The 18,158-nt window shown below is 57.6% G+C and carries 14 protein-coding genes and 3 pseudogenes; 7 read left to right on the plus strand and 10 right to left on the minus strand.

The features are described from left to right. The first annotated feature begins 596 nt into the window (after positions 1 to 596). Complete coding sequence (locus JN302_RS33875; protein WP_202330520.1) at positions 597 to 3,224, plus strand: HAD family hydrolase; 2,628 nt, start codon at positions 597 to 599, stop codon at positions 3,222 to 3,224. On the opposite strand, the gene JN302_RS33880 is transcribed toward JN302_RS33875, so the two are convergent. The 10 genes and pseudogenes from JN302_RS33880 to JN302_RS33915 all read right to left on the minus strand — a co-directional run bounded on the left by JN302_RS33880 (position 3,219) and on the right by JN302_RS33915 (position 12,113). Beyond that, positions 3,219 to 3,515, minus strand: a complete 297-nt coding sequence (locus JN302_RS33880) for a hypothetical protein (RefSeq protein WP_202330521.1) — start codon at positions 3,513 to 3,515, stop codon at positions 3,219 to 3,221. The genes JN302_RS33875 and JN302_RS33880 overlap by 6 nt on opposite strands. A 138-nt stretch (positions 3,516 to 3,653) precedes the next feature. After that, positions 3,654 to 4,424, minus strand: coding sequence for a GntR family transcriptional regulator (locus tag JN302_RS33885; RefSeq protein ID WP_202330522.1), 771 nt, complete (start codon positions 4,422 to 4,424; stop codon positions 3,654 to 3,656). A 26-nt stretch (positions 4,425 to 4,450) separates the two neighbouring features. Beyond that, positions 4,451 to 5,054, minus strand: a pseudogene (locus JN302_RS33890) (TCP-1/cpn60 chaperonin family protein); the annotation flags it as partial. After that, a pseudogene (locus JN302_RS39445) lies at positions 5,046 to 5,237 on the minus strand (co-chaperone GroES); the annotation flags it as partial. The pseudogenes JN302_RS33890 and JN302_RS39445, both read right to left, overlap by 9 nt. Before the next feature lie 567 nt (positions 5,238 to 5,804). Then, positions 5,805 to 5,983: pseudogene (locus tag JN302_RS40080) on the minus strand (IS21 family transposase); the annotation flags it as partial. Positions 5,984 to 6,169: 186 nt separating this feature from the next. Continuing rightward, positions 6,170 to 6,895, minus strand: a complete 726-nt coding sequence (locus tag JN302_RS33895; protein WP_202330523.1) for an FkbM family methyltransferase — start codon at positions 6,893 to 6,895, stop codon at positions 6,170 to 6,172. Positions 6,896 to 7,917: 1,022 nt separating this feature from the next. After that, positions 7,918 to 8,979: an ABC transporter ATP-binding protein gene (locus JN302_RS33900; protein WP_202330524.1), complete on the minus strand. Its 1,062-nt coding sequence runs from the start codon at positions 8,977 to 8,979 to the stop codon at positions 7,918 to 7,920. A 73-nt stretch (positions 8,980 to 9,052) separates the two neighbouring features. Next, positions 9,053 to 9,904 carry a carbohydrate ABC transporter permease gene (locus JN302_RS33905; protein WP_202330525.1) on the minus strand — a complete coding sequence of 284 codons (852 nt, stop codon included), beginning with the start codon at positions 9,902 to 9,904 and terminating at the stop codon, positions 9,053 to 9,055. After that, positions 9,901 to 10,767, minus strand: coding sequence for a carbohydrate ABC transporter permease (locus JN302_RS33910; RefSeq protein WP_210382570.1), 867 nt, complete (start codon positions 10,765 to 10,767; stop codon positions 9,901 to 9,903). The genes JN302_RS33905 and JN302_RS33910 overlap by 4 nt, the downstream gene beginning before the upstream one ends. 53 nt (positions 10,768 to 10,820) lie before the next feature. Continuing rightward, the gene (locus JN302_RS33915) at positions 10,821 to 12,113 is read right to left on the minus strand and encodes an ABC transporter substrate-binding protein (RefSeq protein WP_202330527.1); all 1,293 of its coding nucleotides are present in this window, start codon (positions 12,111 to 12,113) and stop codon (positions 10,821 to 10,823) included. A gap of 150 nt (positions 12,114 to 12,263) precedes the next feature. Between JN302_RS33915 and JN302_RS33920 the strand changes: the two genes are divergently transcribed. From JN302_RS33920 to JN302_RS33945, 6 genes are read left to right on the plus strand one after another with little or no spacing between them, the layout of a single operon-like run. Then, positions 12,264 to 13,034, plus strand: a complete 771-nt coding sequence (locus tag JN302_RS33920) for a GntR family transcriptional regulator (protein ID WP_202330528.1) — start codon at positions 12,264 to 12,266, stop codon at positions 13,032 to 13,034. Further along, positions 13,031 to 13,966, plus strand: a complete 936-nt coding sequence (locus JN302_RS33925; protein WP_202330529.1) for a ribokinase — start codon at positions 13,031 to 13,033, stop codon at positions 13,964 to 13,966. The genes JN302_RS33920 and JN302_RS33925 overlap by 4 nt, the downstream gene beginning before the upstream one ends. Then, on the plus strand, positions 13,963 to 14,727 hold the full coding sequence (locus JN302_RS33930; protein ID WP_202330530.1) for a 2-phosphosulfolactate phosphatase: 765 nt from the start codon (positions 13,963 to 13,965) through the stop codon (positions 14,725 to 14,727). Before JN302_RS33925 ends, JN302_RS33930 begins: the two co-directional genes overlap by 4 nt. Next, complete coding sequence (locus JN302_RS33935; RefSeq protein WP_274609295.1) at positions 14,720 to 15,808, plus strand: NAD(P)-dependent oxidoreductase; 1,089 nt, start codon at positions 14,720 to 14,722, stop codon at positions 15,806 to 15,808. The genes JN302_RS33930 and JN302_RS33935 overlap by 8 nt, the downstream gene beginning before the upstream one ends. After that, positions 15,805 to 16,938 (plus strand): mandelate racemase/muconate lactonizing enzyme family protein, encoded by a 1,134-nt coding sequence (locus JN302_RS33940; protein WP_202330532.1) that lies wholly within the window; start codon positions 15,805 to 15,807, stop codon positions 16,936 to 16,938. The genes JN302_RS33935 and JN302_RS33940 overlap by 4 nt, the downstream gene beginning before the upstream one ends. After that, positions 16,938 to 17,816, plus strand: a complete 879-nt coding sequence (locus JN302_RS33945; protein WP_210382571.1) for an SMP-30/gluconolactonase/LRE family protein — start codon at positions 16,938 to 16,940, stop codon at positions 17,814 to 17,816. The genes JN302_RS33940 and JN302_RS33945 overlap by 1 nt, the downstream gene beginning before the upstream one ends. Positions 17,817 to 18,158: the final 342 nt, after the last annotated feature.

The raw sequence follows: 18,158 nt of genomic DNA on the forward strand, positions 1-18,158 counted from the left end.
CCTAAACCTACACCAACTTTAACTTTATTTAACAATACGTCACAACCTTTATAAATGTACACAAGACAATGTTCTTAACATAATCAAATACTTGGCAACTACACTCGCGCTTCCGTGGCTGCGTTGACGGTAAAACCTGTAAATGGTAGTCTTTGGCTGAAAGTTTTATCAACTCCCGTTTGATCAGATGCAAGGCTACATGCAAATGGTCAGCCGATAGTCACACCCATTTTGGGCGCTGTTTCCTTGTCCTGTTTCTACTAAGAGAGCGGCTGCAAAGGTTAACTAGGATCAATTAACGATTTAACAGCGGCGGTTTGCTCCTAAGACTCCGGCTCGAGGCCGATTACTCAAACAGTCCATGGCATTTATAGTTTCTTTGCCGGCTCGTTAGAAACTTTATAGCGAATGCGGTTGCACTTTGGAAAAGTGGCGAGCCAGGCCCGAGGAATGGACGGCAGGTGTGAAGCTCGCGGCCACAAAGACTGCGCTTGCGCTGTAAATTAAGGCGCAAAACAACGCGGCTTATACTGAAGCGCTTGGCCCCCAGAGTAAAGCAAGTCAATATTTTGCAGCAGTCGTCCGAAAGGTTCCGCATGAAACGTGTGTTTGATCCTGACTCTTATGCCGAGATCGTCCCGCGAGTTCCCGGCGACGAGGTTTATCAGTTTATTGGTTACCCTGATGCAATGTTTCCAGACGGGGGCTGCCTGAGAGAAACGATCGCCCAACGGCAAAACCCGGATGATCGCCTGCTCTGGAGAGGCATGCGTGATACGCACTATAAGGCACAGGTCAGAGTAAAAGACATTCCAACTATTCTGGACGAATTCCACGACTCCATACACATCCTTTCGCTTGACTGCTTCGATACGTTGCTATGGCGCAAGACAGCAACGCCCGAAGATGTTTTTGCCGTGCTGGCCAATAATCCCGTCGCGCGAAGCTTGGGGGTGACTCCCGACCAACGGGTTCGTGCTGCTGCGCGTGCCTATCGAGCAAATCTCTTAGAGAAAGACTCCGGGGAGATCGATCTCGCTGATGTTTATCGACATTTTGCGTCGCTTTCTGGTGAGGAACGGGAACTCTTGGCCGAGGCGGAAATCCAGACCGAGATGAATGTTTGCTTTGCATTCTGGCCCTACGTCGAACTGATCAGGCAGGCGCATGCCCGTGGGATTAAAATTATTATCGTGAGCGACATGTATTTACGCGAAGGTCAGTTAAGGCGCCTCTTGGCTCGGCACCTGCCTCCAGATGCTATGAAGGCAATCAGTAAGGTTTACTGCTCTGTTGATTATGGGACACCGAAGAGTGATGCCCTTTTTCAAGTTGTGATTAAAGAGTGCGGCGTGTTTGCCTCACAAATACTTCACATTGGCGATAATGGTATATCCGATGCGCAAGTCCCGCGAAAATTGGGTATACGTGCTCTGCATTTCGTGGCATTTGATCGCAAGGTCACCGACTTTTTGCGGCTACAGCACGCGGCATCTTCGTTGATTGTAATGGAGGAGGCTGCGCCGGAGGCAGTTGTTGTCCCTCGCTATAGTCCATTTCGGCCGGTGTTCTCTGCGGAGGACCTGCATCCGAATGCGCCTGAGACAGTGATCGGCTACTTGTCGTTTGGTCCGGTGCTTTACGCCTACGCCCGTTTTCTCATGGATGAGGTTGAGGCGCTAGAACAGCGGGGCCAACGAGTAAGAGTTCTCTTTCTCTTGCGTGATGCTTATCTTCTTTCAGCTGCGTGTGAAGCCTATGCGCGCAGGCCAATTGGCAAGCTGGCACGAATCAACAGATTTGTATCTGTTGCATCATCTTTCAAAACTATCACTGATGTCGATTACTACCTCAGCGAGATCGATACGAGGATTGATAATTTTCATTCCACTGCGAAACAGCTTTTGCTTCCGCCCGAAGTGACCGAATTGCTGATACGGATCGCACATCAATCTGCCGATCCACAAAAAACGTTCCATCAGTTGCTGCGCGATGACGATGTGTTGGCGCTCATATTCCAAAAGTCGTCCGCTCTGCGTTCCAGATTGAGGCGCTATATGTCAAGTGTTTTAAAGTTGGAGGAAGGTGACACGGTTGTTTTGGCAGACAATGGCTATGACGGCACGATCTTGGACTATCTGACCCGCACCTTTAAAGATGAAATAAAAATAGACATATTGGGTCGCTATCTGGTCGCATCCCACCATCCTTACCGTCCGGCGAACAGAAAAGAGCTTATTACAACATCGTCGTGGGAATACCATTTGTTTGAGCAATGTTGTACCGCCAAGGAAGGGGCGGTTGTGGATTATGATGATGACGGAAATCCAGTTTTCGATAATGTCGAACTTAGTGAGAAGCAGTACGGGAAGGCGAAGAATATTCAATCTGAATGCGTGCGCTTCATCAATGATGCCGTGACGTTTTTTACAAAATCTGGCGTCATGCACGATTTAGCTATTTTAAAACACTCCGCCCATGCAGCCCTATTCCGCCATGTCTATATGCCCATTGAAGCGGAGCTGGAATATTTCAGGGATTTTCAACACGACAACGGTGTCGGACAAGATCGTCTCCTTACGATCTACAATCAAGAAAGTGCCTTGAAGACTGTGAGGCGCCTTCCGTCGCCTTATCGGCTGGATGCATATGAAACACGCAGCTTGGGACTTGACTTTACATTCAGCGCTTTGTTACAGAAAAGATTTAAGATTAATCTAGCCGAAAGAGATATGAACGTACGTTTTTCACCCTTGGAGATTTCGGTAGGAGGGGCGCACGAATCGAAGGTGTTCTTGCTTAGAGCGCACCATCTGTATGACGGATACTTCTCACTGTTGATTCCATATCTAAGCGGAACCTGGGTGAAGATGTTTTTGGGGCTACATTACGAGTGGTTGCAGGTTGCAGATATCGCACTATCGAACGGTGCAAGATGCGGGCTAAAAACGCTATTGGGATCTGTGGACTTGAAGGAAATAACGCAGCATGGCGAGATTTACCATTGCCTGTCGCGAGAAAGTGTTGCGATAATTCGTCCGATTGATTGTGAACAGTTCCAAGCTCCTCATTACTGTCATATTATCTTTCGCCCATTGGTTTCGAGGGCCGCTGATCCGCCGGGGGGCCAGGCACCACGCAATAATGAGGAAGAGTCACGCGTGCCCAGTGGTGCGAGTACGCGGCTGCGACGATCGAACTGGCGAACTGTTCAGATCCTATGAAGGTGCGCCGGGAGAACGGCAAGTAGTAGATGGAGAAAGTCTAATACTTGCAGGAGTAGCGTCCACGTCGGGCACGAGGAGTGCGTAGGTATCCCAGAGGCTGTCGGCGAAGCGTCGGTAGCGGATCGTATAGGCCTGCCACTGAGCATGTGCTGGAGGTGCACAGGGCAGGAGAAGAGTTTCGACATCGGTCCCCGTGAGCAGCGCGTTGGTGCCGGGATCGGTGATGATGCGGTTCTCGGCTGCGGCGTCTAGAATGGTGATCCCAGCCATCGTCGGTGTCTCGGCCATCTGCCTCGCCGCGGAGCAGTCGACGCCCCTTCGGCGCGCCAGAGTTCCAGTGTCTTGTCACCGAATTTGTCGGTGACAACGCCCGCCAGCAGTTTGCAACTCCGTACGAGTCGACGACATAAACTTCGCAGGTGGGCATCATCTGCTCCGGCCAATTAATTGGCGTGGATGAGCGATTGAGGCGCTCTTGCGCTCGATCCAGCCGGTATAATTGTAGCGATCGGCGCGGTAGGACGAGGATGAAAAGTAAATAGCCCGATCGGTCGCGTCGAAGGCGGTACGGTCAATTTGCAGCACCGCAGTACCGCTCGACACGTCGAGGGCTTTCGCCAGTCTGGCACGCGCGATGCCAGCCCGTATCTCCTGTTTGGCTCGGGCAAGCGGCACACCAAGCTGCTGCTCAAGGATCTTGGTGAGAGAGGCGTCGGCGAGGTCGATCTTTTCCATGTGGCGCCCGATTGCCGGGACGAACGAAACTGTCTCAACCGCTACGACTTCGTCGTCGATCGTGCGTAGGCGCTCGATGGTCAACACGCTTTCATCGGTCGGCACGTTAAGTGCGGCTGCAACCAAGGCATCAGCCGAACGCCAGTCGACCGTCACATGCCCAGTACCCGGTCGGAAGCCGCGCGCCAGGGCTTCTTCGGAGAATCCTGAAAAAGTGAGCAAGTCCCTGCCACTGTAACGTTTGGCAACGAACGTCCCCTTGCCAGCGCGGCGATAAAGCAAGCCTTCGCCGACAAGGGCAAGCACCGCCTGTCGCACAGTGCTGCTGCTGAGTTCGTGCTGCTTCATCAACTCCATCTCAGTGGGGAGCCGATCCCCAGGATTGAAGACGCCGCTCTCGATCTGAGACCGAATGAAATCGGCGAGCTGGATATGAAGTGGAGTTCTACCGGGCTGGACCATGCGGTCTCCTTAAGCCTAGATCACGCCTGGCTGAAGAGATCGCCGAATTTGCCGGTCTGGGCGTCCGAGCCATAGTTATCAGCCTTCTCGCGCAGCTTGCCGACGATGATGGAGCCGTTTGCCCTGCTGTTCTCCGCGATCTGGCGCGGGAGCCTCGATGGCGCGCCGCACGATATCGGCGCCGTATCTCTGGTCGGCGTTGTCGACGGCTACCGCCTCGAGTGCGCAGGGCCCACTCCGCCGCCAGGCAGGATGCCTCTCGACCGCTGCGCGGGTAGGTGTCGCGCGTCGTTGACGCGGTCCTTGCTTTCCTACACCTCGACCTTGGTCGCGCCTCCGACGCTGATCACCGCGACACCGCCGGGGAGCTCGGCCAGCCGATTCTGTAGCTCCTCGCGGTCGTAATCGGAGGTGGCCTCCTCGATCTGCGCCTTGGTCTGCGTGTGCGGCCTCGATCTCCTCCTTCCTGCCGACGTCGTCGAATATCGTGGCGTTCTCTTTCTCGATCGAGACCTTCCTAGCGCGGCCGAGCATCTCCGGCGTGACATTCTCCAGGGTGATGCCGTCGCTGATGGCGGTGCCGCCAGTCAGGATCGCGATATTCTCCAACATCGCCTTCCGGCGGTCACCGAGCTTGTGGTCCGGCGGCTTAAGCTGGCTGGTTTCATTGCGTGCGTCAGGACCGGCGGCGATAACTTTGCCCTCCTGCGGCTTTTCCTTCACGGTGTCGGGAATGGTAATGCCGCCGTCCGTCTTCTCGTCGGCTTCGATGCGGCGGACCAGGATGCGGTCATGCAATGGACGGAACGTCATATCGTTCTCCTTTAGGACAAGATTCCTCGGACTGACAGGGCTGGTGCGGGCTCGCGCGACCCTTTTTCGGTCGCGCGCACATGCGGACCCGATTTTGCTGCCTTCTCCAAGAGTGGGCTGGCCTAGGAAGTTCCGACGGTTATGCCCTGTATTGCGATTGCGCCATGGGACGCGTTGACCGTTTTCGCGATGCGACGAGACGAAGTTTGACTGGGCTATCCTGAGCCCACAAAATACGTCTTCGGCGCGTTCAGCAGCTGGCATACTGGTTGTCAGATGCCACATCAGACAGCCTGGGTTACCTCTAGGGCTACGATATGCCCCCGGTGAGAGTTGATATTCCAGCTGTCGCGAAACTGCGATACTCGATAATCGTTGCATTCTTCGGCGCACGCTCTCTTTCGACGCGTCGAGCTCGCCGAAAAAGCGAACCTCTCCCTCTTGGCCCAGTGTCCGCAATCGCGATGGCGTTCCTCGGCTTCGCGACTGCAATTCCAACAAATGATTCCCTATGATCTGCCACAGCTCGTCCTCCTGTGATGAGGATCGGCTCGGCCCGCCCGGGCAAGCCTCGGACGCGCAGTGCAGGGCGAGCCACCTCACCGACAGAGGGACATACGGTCTTACTTTGAAGCGCAGCCTTGGCGTGAAGAAGCGCTCGCGCCCAGCCTGACCTGCTTCTCGACCCAACCCTTCTCCCAACTCGACGCTGGAGTGCAGGCCACCGGCTTGACAAGATAGTGGCCGATCCCAATGCAGGGCCAAACAGCGTCATCGACGCCCTCATGCCATGGAATTCCCAGCGCTGAATGGCTGCCGCTCACGCTACATGCGGCAATATGCGCTTCAATCTGATTGCCGCGCGGCACCCGGGGACGGACGCTGGCTGGCTTGGTCTACGTTCAATGATGCGTTCGATTTGGGCCGCTGCATCAAGTCAATCGCTCGAAGACGACGTTGATGTCAGTCATTGCAGCAAGCCGGTATGATCTGCCTTCCATGAGATTGATGATCCGATCTCTATTGCCCTTTAGATAATGCTCATTTGGCTCGCATTGGATGACAGCAGGTCTGATGCACTCGTAGTCAACGGCCTCGACGAGATCGTGATCCAGTCCTTCGCAATCAATCGATAAGAAATCGATCTTGTTGGCATAAGGGGTCAGTAGCTCATTGATACCAATCGCGCTCACCTCGATATGTTCTCGGATACCTCCTATACCGTCGAAGTCGCCGAAACTTTCAACGTGTGCTTTATCCACCGACGAAAGCTCGTGGGCGTGTCCGATGAAGAGCGTCGCAGACGCTTGCGGAGCGGGCAAGACAACGGATTGAACGAGAACGTCTTCCGGGCGCGCAGTCCGGATCAGCGCTTCCAATTCAGGATTGGGTTCAACCAGAACGCCTCGCGCGCCTCTTTGGTACATAAGATAGGTACTTGAGGTAGAGATGGGGTGATTAGAGCCGATCTCGACATAAAACACACTGGCCCAAGATCTTTGGCTCTTGCAGAGTTTTGCCGCCAAGATTCCTTCGACAATAACGTCTTCTCCGGCTTGTGCGTAACTGGCCGGCGCGAAGTGCTTGATCCGAGAGTTCGGCAGATTAAGGCGAGCGATCTCTTGGTTTATGGACTGGTTTTCAAACTGGGACAGCATAGCTCGACCTAACGTATTGGAGGGGAGACCGCTACGACCGGTTGTCGCTACGGCTCTTGCTTCATAGTCCCAGCAATCGGCGTGCCACATGCCGAATGCGGTGCTTCTTACTTTTCAGGAGTGAAACACGCGCGCCCGCTGGAATGGCCGCGACACTTTTGTCGGGTTCGCGACATCGGCGCCACCAACGTCCCGGCGACTTGCCGAAGTGACGTGCAAACAGCGAAACCTGCTTGCAGCGGGCATTGAGCACTAGAGTTGCCACCTCCATGTCCTCGCTCATGCGCTACGGAAGTTAAGGCATGACAAGACTAAAGGCTCCAAGTCCGACCTTGTCCGCCAGCCGTGATCGCCTGAGGCCGGTGGCACGAGGCCCGATCACGTGAAATGCCGCCATTCGACCAGCAGGCCGTGGCGGTTCTCCATCACCCATGTGCCACGAAGCACAGCTTGGCCTCCTTGCCCGGCCCTTGCGGTAGAGCCTGGCTTCGGGATCGGGCCGGGGCATGAGCCTCCGGTTGCAACGTTTCGCGCTGCATATGGCCGGGCGGGTCACAGGCTGACGCTGCAGCGCGGCATGACCGACGTCGGAAAAGTCAAGGCCGATACCGCATCCTGGCCACCCGGTTACCCAAACGCGCTGCCAGGCCGACAATGAGTTGGCTATTCGCGAGGATTTCTCGGTGCGCTGGAACGGACCACGTGACAGTCGCATCTTCGTACAATGCGAACCTCGGGCAGCGTGGACTGACTGATCCGAACCTTAGCCCGCTGGCCTGGGCGCGTGTCGGAGCCTTCTAGACGAAACTTCATGCGGGGTTGATGGATGTAGCGCAAGCCAGCGAAATACAAAGGTTGCTGAGGCCGATCTGATAACCATTTCCCGGAGACCACACCCACCACAAACGATCTTACGCTGCCGCTGGGCGGTTTGTCATCAGTCGGCGGCAAGTCCGTCGTTGCCCATTTCAACGGCGGCATGCTGTCGTCCAACAGCAGCGTTCTGACTTTATAGCGAAGGGTCACAGGCGTGCGCCGCTTTGCCTGTCAAAGATGTGGACCCGGCGCGGATCGATCCTCAGCCTTATCTCCCCACCAGGTCGGACGGTAAGCCTGTCCTTGACGATGGCATCAATCGCGTCCGCACCAAACTTGGCGAAGATCTGCGTTTCGGAGCCAGTCGGTTCCAGCACCAAAACCGTTGCCGACAAGCCGTCGGGCGCGATGTCGATATGCTCGGGACGTATGCCGTAGATGACCGGCTGGCCGCCCTGTGCCCTGGCCCCGTCGACCGGCAGCACGGATCCGGTGTCCGAGACAAAGATCTGCTTGCCGTCCGTTGCTTCGATCTTGCCCTTGATGAAATTCATGGCTGGCGAGCCGATAAAACCGGCTACGAAGACATTGCCCGGATTGTCGTAGAGATCGAGCGGTGCGCCGACCTGCTCAACCTTGCCGTCCCGCATCACCACGATCTTGTCGGCCATTGTCATCGCCTCGATCTGGTCATGGGTGACATAGACGATCGTTGTGCCGAGGCGCTGATGCAGTTCCTTGATCTCGACGCGCATGGCAACACGCAGTTTGGCGTCGAGGTTCGACAGCGGTTCATCGAACAGGAAGACCTGCGGGTCGCGCACGATGGCGCGCCCCATGGCCACACGCTGGCGCTGCCCGCCGGAGAGCTGTTTCGGGAACCGGTCGAGCAGCTTGCCGAGATCCAGGATCTCGGCTGCTTTCTTCACCTTGGCGTCGATCTCGGCCTTCGGCCTGCCCTTGATCTTGAGCGAGAAGCCCATGTTGTCGGCGACGTTCTTGTGCGGATAGAGCGCATAGTTCTGGAACACCATCGCTATGTCTCGGTCTTTCGGCAGCACATCGTTCACCACCCGGCCGCCGATGCTGATCTCCCCGCCCGATATCGCTTCGAGACCGGCGATCATGCGCAACAGGGTGGATTTGCCGCAGCCCGACGGGCCGACGAGAATAACGAACTCGCCATCGGCGATGTCGACATTCACACCATGGATTACTTGGGCGCTTCCGTAGCGCTTGACGATGTTCCTGACGGTGACCTGAGCCAACTGGCATCTCCTCTATTGCGCATAATCTGCATCTTCATCTCGGCCATCTTGTGCTGATGCAAAACCCTCAAGATTATTCTTTGACGCCCGACATCGCAACCGAGTCGGTGAAGAAGCGCTGGAAGCCCAGCAGGATGACTGCCGGGATGAGGCTCAGAATGGTCGATGCAGCGAAGATCTGGCCGTAGTCGGTGGTATGCTCCCCCGCCATCAAGGCGAGGGTGATTGGGGCGAGGAACATATCCTGGCGCGTCGTGACCAGAAGCGGCCAAAGGTAGGCCTGCCACTGGCCATTGAAAATGATGACTCCGGCAGCGATGAGAGCCGGACGTGAAAGTGGCAGAAAAATCTGGAGGAAAATCCTTAGCCAGCCGGCTCCATCGACTTGGGCCGCTTCAATCAATGAGCGCGGTATGGCGAGGAAGAACTGCCGCAGCAGGAAAATCACTATACCGTTGCCCACGAATGGCAAGATCAGTCCGATGTAGGTGTTCTGCAGCCCGCCCCGTGCGAAGATGGCCGATAATGGGATAGCCACGACCTCCTCGGGTATCAAAAAGCTGAAGACGATGAAGGCGAAGACAACGTCGCGGCCGCGCCACTGCATCGCACTCAACGCGAAGGCTGCGGCTGCGCACACCAGCAGTGCCACAACCACCGTACATGCCGCCACGACGAAAGAGTTAATCAATCCTGTTCGGAACGATCCGCCGAGCGCACTGCCAAAATTTTCCAGCGTCGGCCGTGGTGGAATGAAGCTGCCAATGGAAAGCGGATCGAGCGAGGTGAATATCTCGCTGCCAGGCCGGAGGCTTCCGGCAACCAGCCAGACGATCGGCAGCATAAAGCCGGCGGCGACGGCGATACCGAACAGCAGATGAACGATGCGCCCCGCACCGGCCGAGTTTGTTTCTCCGGCGCTCACAGTTGCTTCTCCCGCGACAGCAACCGGAACTGGATGAGGACGATGACCATCATGATGACCATCAAGGTCAACCCCTCCGCAGCAGCCAATGGCACGTCATTGAAAAAGTAGGCCTGCTGATACACGTCAAACATGACGAGCTGCGTGCTGCCGCTGGGCCCGCCTCGGGTAAGTATTGAGATCGGCGCAAACAGCAGAAATGCGGACACCGTGTCAGCGACGATTACGAAGGCCAGCGGCCGACGCATCAGCGGAATAGTGATGTGCCACAGCGACGAAAGCTTCCCGGCGCCATCGATCGATGCTGCTTCGTAGAGTTCGCGAGGAATGTCCTTTAGGCCCCCAATGAGGAAGATCATCCAGAAGCCGCATCCGATCCACGAGCACATAACCACGATCGACATCAGCGCCTGGTCTGGCGATGTGAGGAACGGCTGAGCGCTCACGCCTATAGACGTCAACAGCGCATTTGCCAGTCCCTGCGGGCGGTATGCTGCGCCCCACAGTATTGCTCCGACGCTCGATGGGATTAATACCGGAAGGAACACCAAGGTTCGCAGCAGCGAGAGGATCCGTGAATTTTCGGCAAACAGCAAAGCGAGGCCAAAAGCGATTGCCGTCTGCAGCGGCACGGTGACCGCAACAAAGGTTAGGGTCGCCTGGAGTGTCTTGGCAAAGGAAGGCGCCGTGAAAAGAAACTCGAAATTATCGAGCCAGACGAATTCGCCGTCGGGGCCGGACAGGCTCTGCTGAACGAGCCACCCTGCTGGCAACAACCGAAACATGATGAGGGCAACCAGAGCCGGAGACAGGAAGAGGAGCGGCGCTAGGGCCGCCCTCCATTTTGCAAATCGACCAATCATGGGAGCGGCCCTCACAATCCGTCCCTCAGAAACCGCGCCCATCGCCATCGCTTTTAGCGCTCGATGCGCTTGAAACTGCGCTCAAGTTCACGTTGAAGCTGCGGAAATGTCTGGGCAGCATCACTTCCGTTGCGGATATCGCTCCACGCACGCGTGACCAGCTCCTCCAATTGGAGATATCCGAGGGTACGCGGTCGCCGGATAGCCGTGTTGGCGAGCTCGTAGCTCATCAAAATATCAACTCCCTTCAGGTTGGGATTTTGCTGGGGGATGCGGCTCAGCACTTCGGCGTTTGCTTTGATGTTTGCGGATAGATTGCTTCCACCGGTGGCAACTACCGCCCCGTCTTTGTCCAAGCCCGCATAGTTCAGGAATTCCAAGGCCCGGTCGGCGTTCGTAGTGTCCGCCGCCATTCCCAGATGGAATGATTCAGAAGGCGTCACTGGCTTGCCACCGGCAAAATACGGATGAGGCGCTGCTGCATAGTCAAGACCGTCGATCTTGTTGAATTCGGCGATTCCCCAGGGACCGCCAACAAGAAATGCAAGACGACCGGCTTTGAACAGTTCTCTCATCTCTTGGCTGTTGGTCGGACCACGCGAAGCCACACCATCGGCGAAGATGCTTCCATACCATTTTCCTGCCTGCAGCCAGGCATCATTGGCCACGTCTACGGTCAGCAAATCGTCACCCTTGACGCCTGGACCACCGCCAAGCGATTCCGTCAGAACCTGTAGCTGGTAGTAGCGATCGACCTGCTCGAAGCCGAAGCCCGTCTCGGCTCCGGCCGCCTGCACCTTCTTGGCAAGCTCGATGACCTTGTCCCAGGTCATGCGCGCGTCGGACGAGACACTCGGCGCTTCAACGCCGGCCTTGGCCAGAAGCCGCTTGTTGAAGAACAGAAGCTGCGATGACTCCCACATCGGCATTGACAGCATCTTCCCGTTGTAGGTAGCGCCCTGCACATCGCTGGGGAACAGTATGCCTTTGCTTTTTTCTCCGAAGGCGCTCGTCAAGTCTGCCAAAATGCTCAGCTTGGAGAACGTCGGGACATAAGTTGGGTCCACGAGGAAGACATCGATTCCGGAATTCCCGGTCCGGAAGCGCTGGACGATCGTGTTCTGAAGGTCGGGAAAGGGCACACCCTCATAAGCAACCTTTACGCCTGACACCTTTTTGAAGGCATCGAAGAGCCCCTTAAAATCGGCGCCGTCTCCATAGCCGAAGACCCGCAGCGTCTGGTCCTGCGCCGCAGCCGGCAACGACCCAAGCAGTGGCAGCGACGACATCCCCAGCATACCGGTCAAGAAGCCGCGCCGACCCAAGCGATAGCCCGTCATAATCATCTTGTTTCCTCCCGTTCGTTCTGCGGCCCATAATAACCGCTCCCTTAGCTTCAAGGTCCAGGCTAGGCCATTTCTTGCAAGAATGCAATAACCGAATATTGCCAGACACCAACGCCGTGTGATAGCAATGACTCGCATTGAGGAGGCCACATGGTTCAGCCCGGTAGAACACCATTGCACATTCAGCTCGCCGATATCATTCGGTCTCAGATCGAGAGCGGCGTCTTCAACCCTGGCGATCAACTCCCCACTGAGATGGAGTTGATGAAGCAGCACGAACTCAGCAGCAGCACGGTGCGGCAGGCCGTGCTTGCCCTTGTCGGTGAAGGCTTGCTTTACCGACGCGCAGGCAAGGGGACGTTCGTTGCCAAGCGTCACATCGGCCGGGACCTGCTCACTTTTTCAGGATTTTCGGAAGAGGCCGTGGCGCGTGGATTCCGGCCGGGTACCAGGCATGTGACGGTCGCCTGGCGTTCCGCTGACGCGGTGGTTGCAGCCGCTCTCAACGTGCCGACCGATGAGAGGGTGCTGACCATTGAGCGCCTGCGAACCATCGACGATGAAGTCGTGGCGGTTGAGACGGTTTCGTTTGCCGCGGCAATCGGACGCCAGATGGAAAAGCTCGACCTTGCCGACACCTCTTTCACAGAAATTATCGAGCGGCAGCTTGGTGTGGCTCTTGCGCGAGCCAGGCAGGAGATAAGGGCCGGCGCCGCGCGTGCCAGGCTGGCAAAAGCACTTGAGGTGTCGAGCGGCACTGCGGTGCTGCAAATCGACCGTACCGCTTTCGACACGAGCGATCGGGTTATTTACTTTTCGTCCTCATCCTACCGCGCCGATCGTTACATTTACACCGGCTGGATCGAGCGCAAGAGCGCCTCGATCGCTCACCCACGCCAATTGATCGCCCGGAGTAGATGATGCCCACCTGCGAAGTTTATGTCGTCGGCTCGTACGGCGTCGCGTTTTGGATTGTGGGCGACGTGCCAGCGCCGGGCGAAACCCTGCTGGGGTCGGGGTTTGCCTTCGGAAATGGCGGCAAGGGCTCTAATCAGGCCATCGGAGCTGCGCGACTCGGCGCCAGATGCAAACTGCTGGCGGGCGTTGGCGCCGACAAATTCGGTGACGAGGCACTGGAACTCTGGCGCGCCGAAGGGGTCGACTGCTCGGCGGTTAGGCAGATGGCCGAGACGCCAACGATGGCCGGGATCATCATTCTCGACGCCGCAGGCGAGAACCGCATCATCACCGATCCCGGCGCCAACGCGCGGCTCACGGCGACCGATGTCGAAGCCTTCGCAGCCACCTGGAAGAGCCCGGGCATCCTGCTCACGCAGCTCGAGATCCCAGTCGAGACGGCGGCCCGCGCGCTTGCCATCGGCAAGGCGCGGGGATTGACGACAATCCTTAATCCTGCACCTGGCCGCGCCCTGCCGAAGGAGATCCTTGCCGACGTTGACATCCTAACGCCGAACCAGTCCGAAGCGCGCATTCTGCTGGGGCTCGGCGCGCACGATCGGCAGGCCGACGCCGAAATAGCGGCAAGACTACGCGGTCTCGGCGTGGGGTACGTCGTAATGACACTGGGCGCGGATGGTGCCCTGATTGCCGGTCCTGACGGAATAATCAAAATCGCGAGCTATCCGGTCAACGTCGTCGACACCACGGGGGCCGGGGATGCATTCAATGGGGCACTCGCTGCAGGGCTGGCCAGTGGATTGACCCTCGCTGAGGCCGTTCGCCGCGGCACTGCGGCGGGCGCCCTCGCAGTCACGAAAAAGCTCGTGGTTCCGGCATTGCCCGAGGAGAGTCAGATTTCACAACTGATGAAAGATCGGACGGCCTGCGCATGAAGATCAAGGTTGCTTTCCTTCCCACCAGTCCCCTGGCTATTGCCGGAGACGTGTGCATTGTCGTGGATGTGATCCGCGCCACGACAGCTCTCGTCGGACTTTTCGACGCCGGCAGCAATCGTGTGTTTGTCGGAGGGTTTCGCTCGGACGTCGCCAAAGCACGCGCCGCCGTGGGTGAGAATGGCGTTATTTGCGCGGAGTTGGATGATGGATCAACGCCCCTCGGATTTGATCATGAGCCCTCGCCGTCCCTCCTGTCGCGACTCGATCTGTCGGGGCGCTCCGCGATGCTGGCAACGGCAAATGGCACGCCAGCCATTCTCGCGGCAGTTCGCGAAGGCGCAGCCTTGATACTGATTGGTTCGCTGCGAAACCTGGATGCGGTTGCCCGGCGTGCGCTCTCGGAGGCCTCATCGCGCAAAACAGACATCACCATAATCTGTTCAGGCCAGCTGCGAAACTCACGTATTGCGATTGAGGACAGCTATTGCGCCGGCATGATCGTTTCACGGTTTTGTGACCTTTCGAACGGTGGCGCTGTCAAACTAGACGACTCGGCGTCGCTCGCTCACGGCTTCACAATCTCGCAAGATAGTGCCGTGAAGGTGTTATTGGGCTCGATGACCGGTCGTCGCTTCATCGGCAACTGTCGGCAGAACGACGTGGAGTTCTGTGCGCGCATCAACGAATCGAAAATCGTTCCGGTCGTGACCGCGCAAGGCGAAGAATGTGATCATCCGGTTTATCTCCTCGATGCCTAGTAGCCCAGACGCCATCAGATTGATCAGTGGCCGACCTCGCGTCCTGGCCACAGCAGATCTCAGCCCGGAGGGCATCGCCTCGCTCCGCGACATGAGCGAGCTCAAATTGCTCGGCTGGGCAGCCGGCGAGTGGTTCTGTGATCGCAAGCAGCTAATGGAGGCAATTGCTGATGCCGAAGTTGTAATAGCGGGATATGAGTGCTTTGACGAGGCGCTGCTGGCTGCCGCACCTCAGCTTCGCGTGATCCTGTCAGTGCGCTCGGCCCCGGAAGCGAACATCGATGTGGCGGCCGCAACGGCGCGCGGGATCGCCGTCTTGCACACTGTCGGGCGCACGGATCACGGGGTTGCAGAGTTCACGGTTGCTCTCGCACTGGGGCTTACTCGACACCTTATCCCTGCCGGTGCATGGATTAGATCCCGCCCCCCTGACTTCGACGCCGGGGAGGACTTTTATCGCGGCACGGTATGGGGTCGCGGCGCGGGTTCTCCGCAACTCGCATTCACCGGCATTGAGCTCCATGGCCGCACACTCGGCATCGTCGGCTTTGGGGCAATCGGCCGTGTCGTCGCGGAAAAATTTTCCGGCTTTGGCATGAGCACTATCGTACATGATCCATATGTCGACAGCGCCGAGTTAAGAAGCCTCGGGGTCGAACCGGTCTCACTCGACGAACTTCTGGCACGCTCGGCAATTGTAACCTTGCACGCGCGGCTCAGCACGCAAACGCGCGGCATGATCGGCGCAGACCAGCTCGGTCGGATGGGGCGCGGCGCGTATCTCATCAACACAGGTCGGGCAGGCCTTATCGACACTGGCGCGCTACTACAGGCCTTGAATTGCGAACAGATAGCTGGGGCCGCGCTAGACGTCTTTGACACAGAGCCGCCTTCGGCAAGGGATCCGCTTGTTACCCATCCGCGCGTCCTTGCGACGCCTCATATCGCCGCGTGGACCGAAGAAATGCGTGTACGTCACACCCGCAGCATTGTGCAAAATCTACAGCGGCTCTTGGCCGGCAAACCCGGCATTCTGTCGAACCCCGAAGTTCTCACGACGGCTGGGAGAATCGTGCCTTGAAAATCATCGATGTCGCCTCCCGTCTCTATCACATTCCGCCGACGGTCTCCTGGGAGGACGCCACACACCGCGTTGCGAACCTCGAATTCATCATCACCCGCGTGACCACAGACGCTGGAATCGTTGGCGAGGGCTTTGCCTACACGACAGGGATCGGCGGAAGCGCCATCCTCGCGCTGATCGATGATTATTGCCGAACGATGATTGTCGGACAAGATCCGCGACAGGTTGAGCGACTTTGGTCGTTCCTGTATGGCCAATTGCACCGCAGCGGCACCGGGGGCATCAACACCCTCGCATTGGGCGCGATCGACATCGCGCTATGGGATATCGCGGCCAAGTGGCACGATGTTCCACTATTCCGTCTGCTTGGCGCGCACCGTGACAGTATCCCCACCTATGGCAGTGGCATCGACCTCTTCCTCGACAGTGACGCTCTACTCAACCAGGTCGAAGGGTTCCTGGCGCAGGGCCACAAGGCAGTGAAGATCAAGATCGGTCGGGACAACGCGGAAGAAGATCTCGACCGTATCACAGCCGTGAAGAAACTGATCGGCCCCACGCGACGACTGTTCGTCGATGCCAACCAGCGCTGGAATGTCGCCGACTGCATGACCCGACTGCAAAAACTAGCCGCGTTCGACCTTGGCTGGATCGAAGAGCCTCTCCATGCCGAGGATGTTCGTGGGCACGCCGACCTGCGCCGTTTCGTGTCGCTGCCCATTGCGATCGGTGAGAGCCTATACACGCGGCATCAATTTGCTGACTATCTACAGGCTAATGCCGTAGACATCGTCCAAGCGGACGTGTGCCGAGTTGGGGGTGTTAGCGAGTGGCTGAAGATTGCCAATCTGTCAGCTTCCTTCCACCGCAACATGGCGCCTCATTACATGTCCGAACTCTCCGTCGCAGTGATGTGTGCGATCGATAACGCGGACATCCTCGAATGCGTGCACGGCGGAAGCTTCTCCGAGATGGGTGTGCTTCAGACGGCGCTTCGGCTCGAGAACGGAGTGGCCTTCCCATTTGAGGCGCCCGGACATGGGGTGGTATTCGACCACGAAAAGCTCCAGCCCTTCGCTGTCGATCCTGCCCAACTGCGGAAGCGGAATCTACAGAGTGCAAAGTGATGCGGCTTCATCACGCACGCACGGCATTCGATTGCCACAACCTGCTGGGCGAAGGATGCAACTGGAGCGCATCGGACCAGAGGCTATGGTGGACTGATATTGAAGCAAAGTGCGTGTTCCGCTGGGACGACAACGGGAGGGTCGCGGCAGTGCGGCAACTTCCCGATCGTGCTGCGTTCGTCTTTCCACGCGAGCGTGGCGGCTTCGTGCTCGGCTTTCCTAAGTCTATTGTTATCACCGACCCGACCTTTACCGACTTCTCACAAGTGGCCGAAATCGAGCCGCATCTCGCGCAAACCCGCGTCAACGACGCCGCGATCGATCCTTACGGCGGAATCGTCTTGGGCACATACAATGAACGCGGCCGTGAGCCGGTCGGAAGCGTCTATCGCATCGCGCCCGATGGCAAGATCGTCACGCTCTTTGGTGGCGTAGCGGCGGCCAACGGACTGGCTTTTTCGCCCGACGGCCGGATCATGTACTTTACCGACACAACGGAAGGCACCATCCGGCGTTTCGCCGTGGCTCCGCAATTTGCGGGTCTTGCCAAGATAGGCCCACTGGCAGGCCCGAACATCGCCCCGGGATCGCCCGATGGCGCCACCGTAGACATTGAAGGGGGCTACTGGAGCGCCAGGCTACGAGGCGGCTGTGTCGTGCGTATCGATCGAAACGGTCACCTCACAGATCGCGTGGATTTGCCGAGTATGGCGCCGACCTGTGTGGCACTTGGCGGGGAAGACCTAAGAACGCTGTTCATAACCTCACGGCAAACCAGGCAATCGTCTGATGAACTTCTTCGATATCCCGAGTCCGGCAACCTCTTCCGCGTGGAGGTCGGTCAGGCTGGCGGACAGCCCTTCAGTTGCAGAATCTAGACCCAAAGGACGAGGTTTGTGTCCGTGCACGGATCTAGACTAAGACTAGTCGCGTGGGACATGAATGCGCCAGCTGCAGGTGGAATGAAACCGGGCGTCGAAGGCGTGAGGAGGGGCAGTGTGCGACATCAATCTTCGCGCTCTCGACGAAGATGCCGTATCGCTCCTCGTCCGGAAGCACGACCTCGCTCGGCCCCTCTGAACGCCACCCCATCATGCAGTGCCTGCTGGCCGACAGATTTTCCAAGAAGGCGCTCAGCCCTCGCTCGGCAGAGGCGAGGCTCGGCGCATCCATGCATCTCTGCGGGCCGGATAACGACGGATACCGGCCGGCATAGCGCG

The sequence above is a fragment of the Mesorhizobium sp. L-8-3 genome, assembly GCF_016756615.1.
Classification (GTDB): domain Bacteria; phylum Pseudomonadota; class Alphaproteobacteria; order Rhizobiales; family Rhizobiaceae.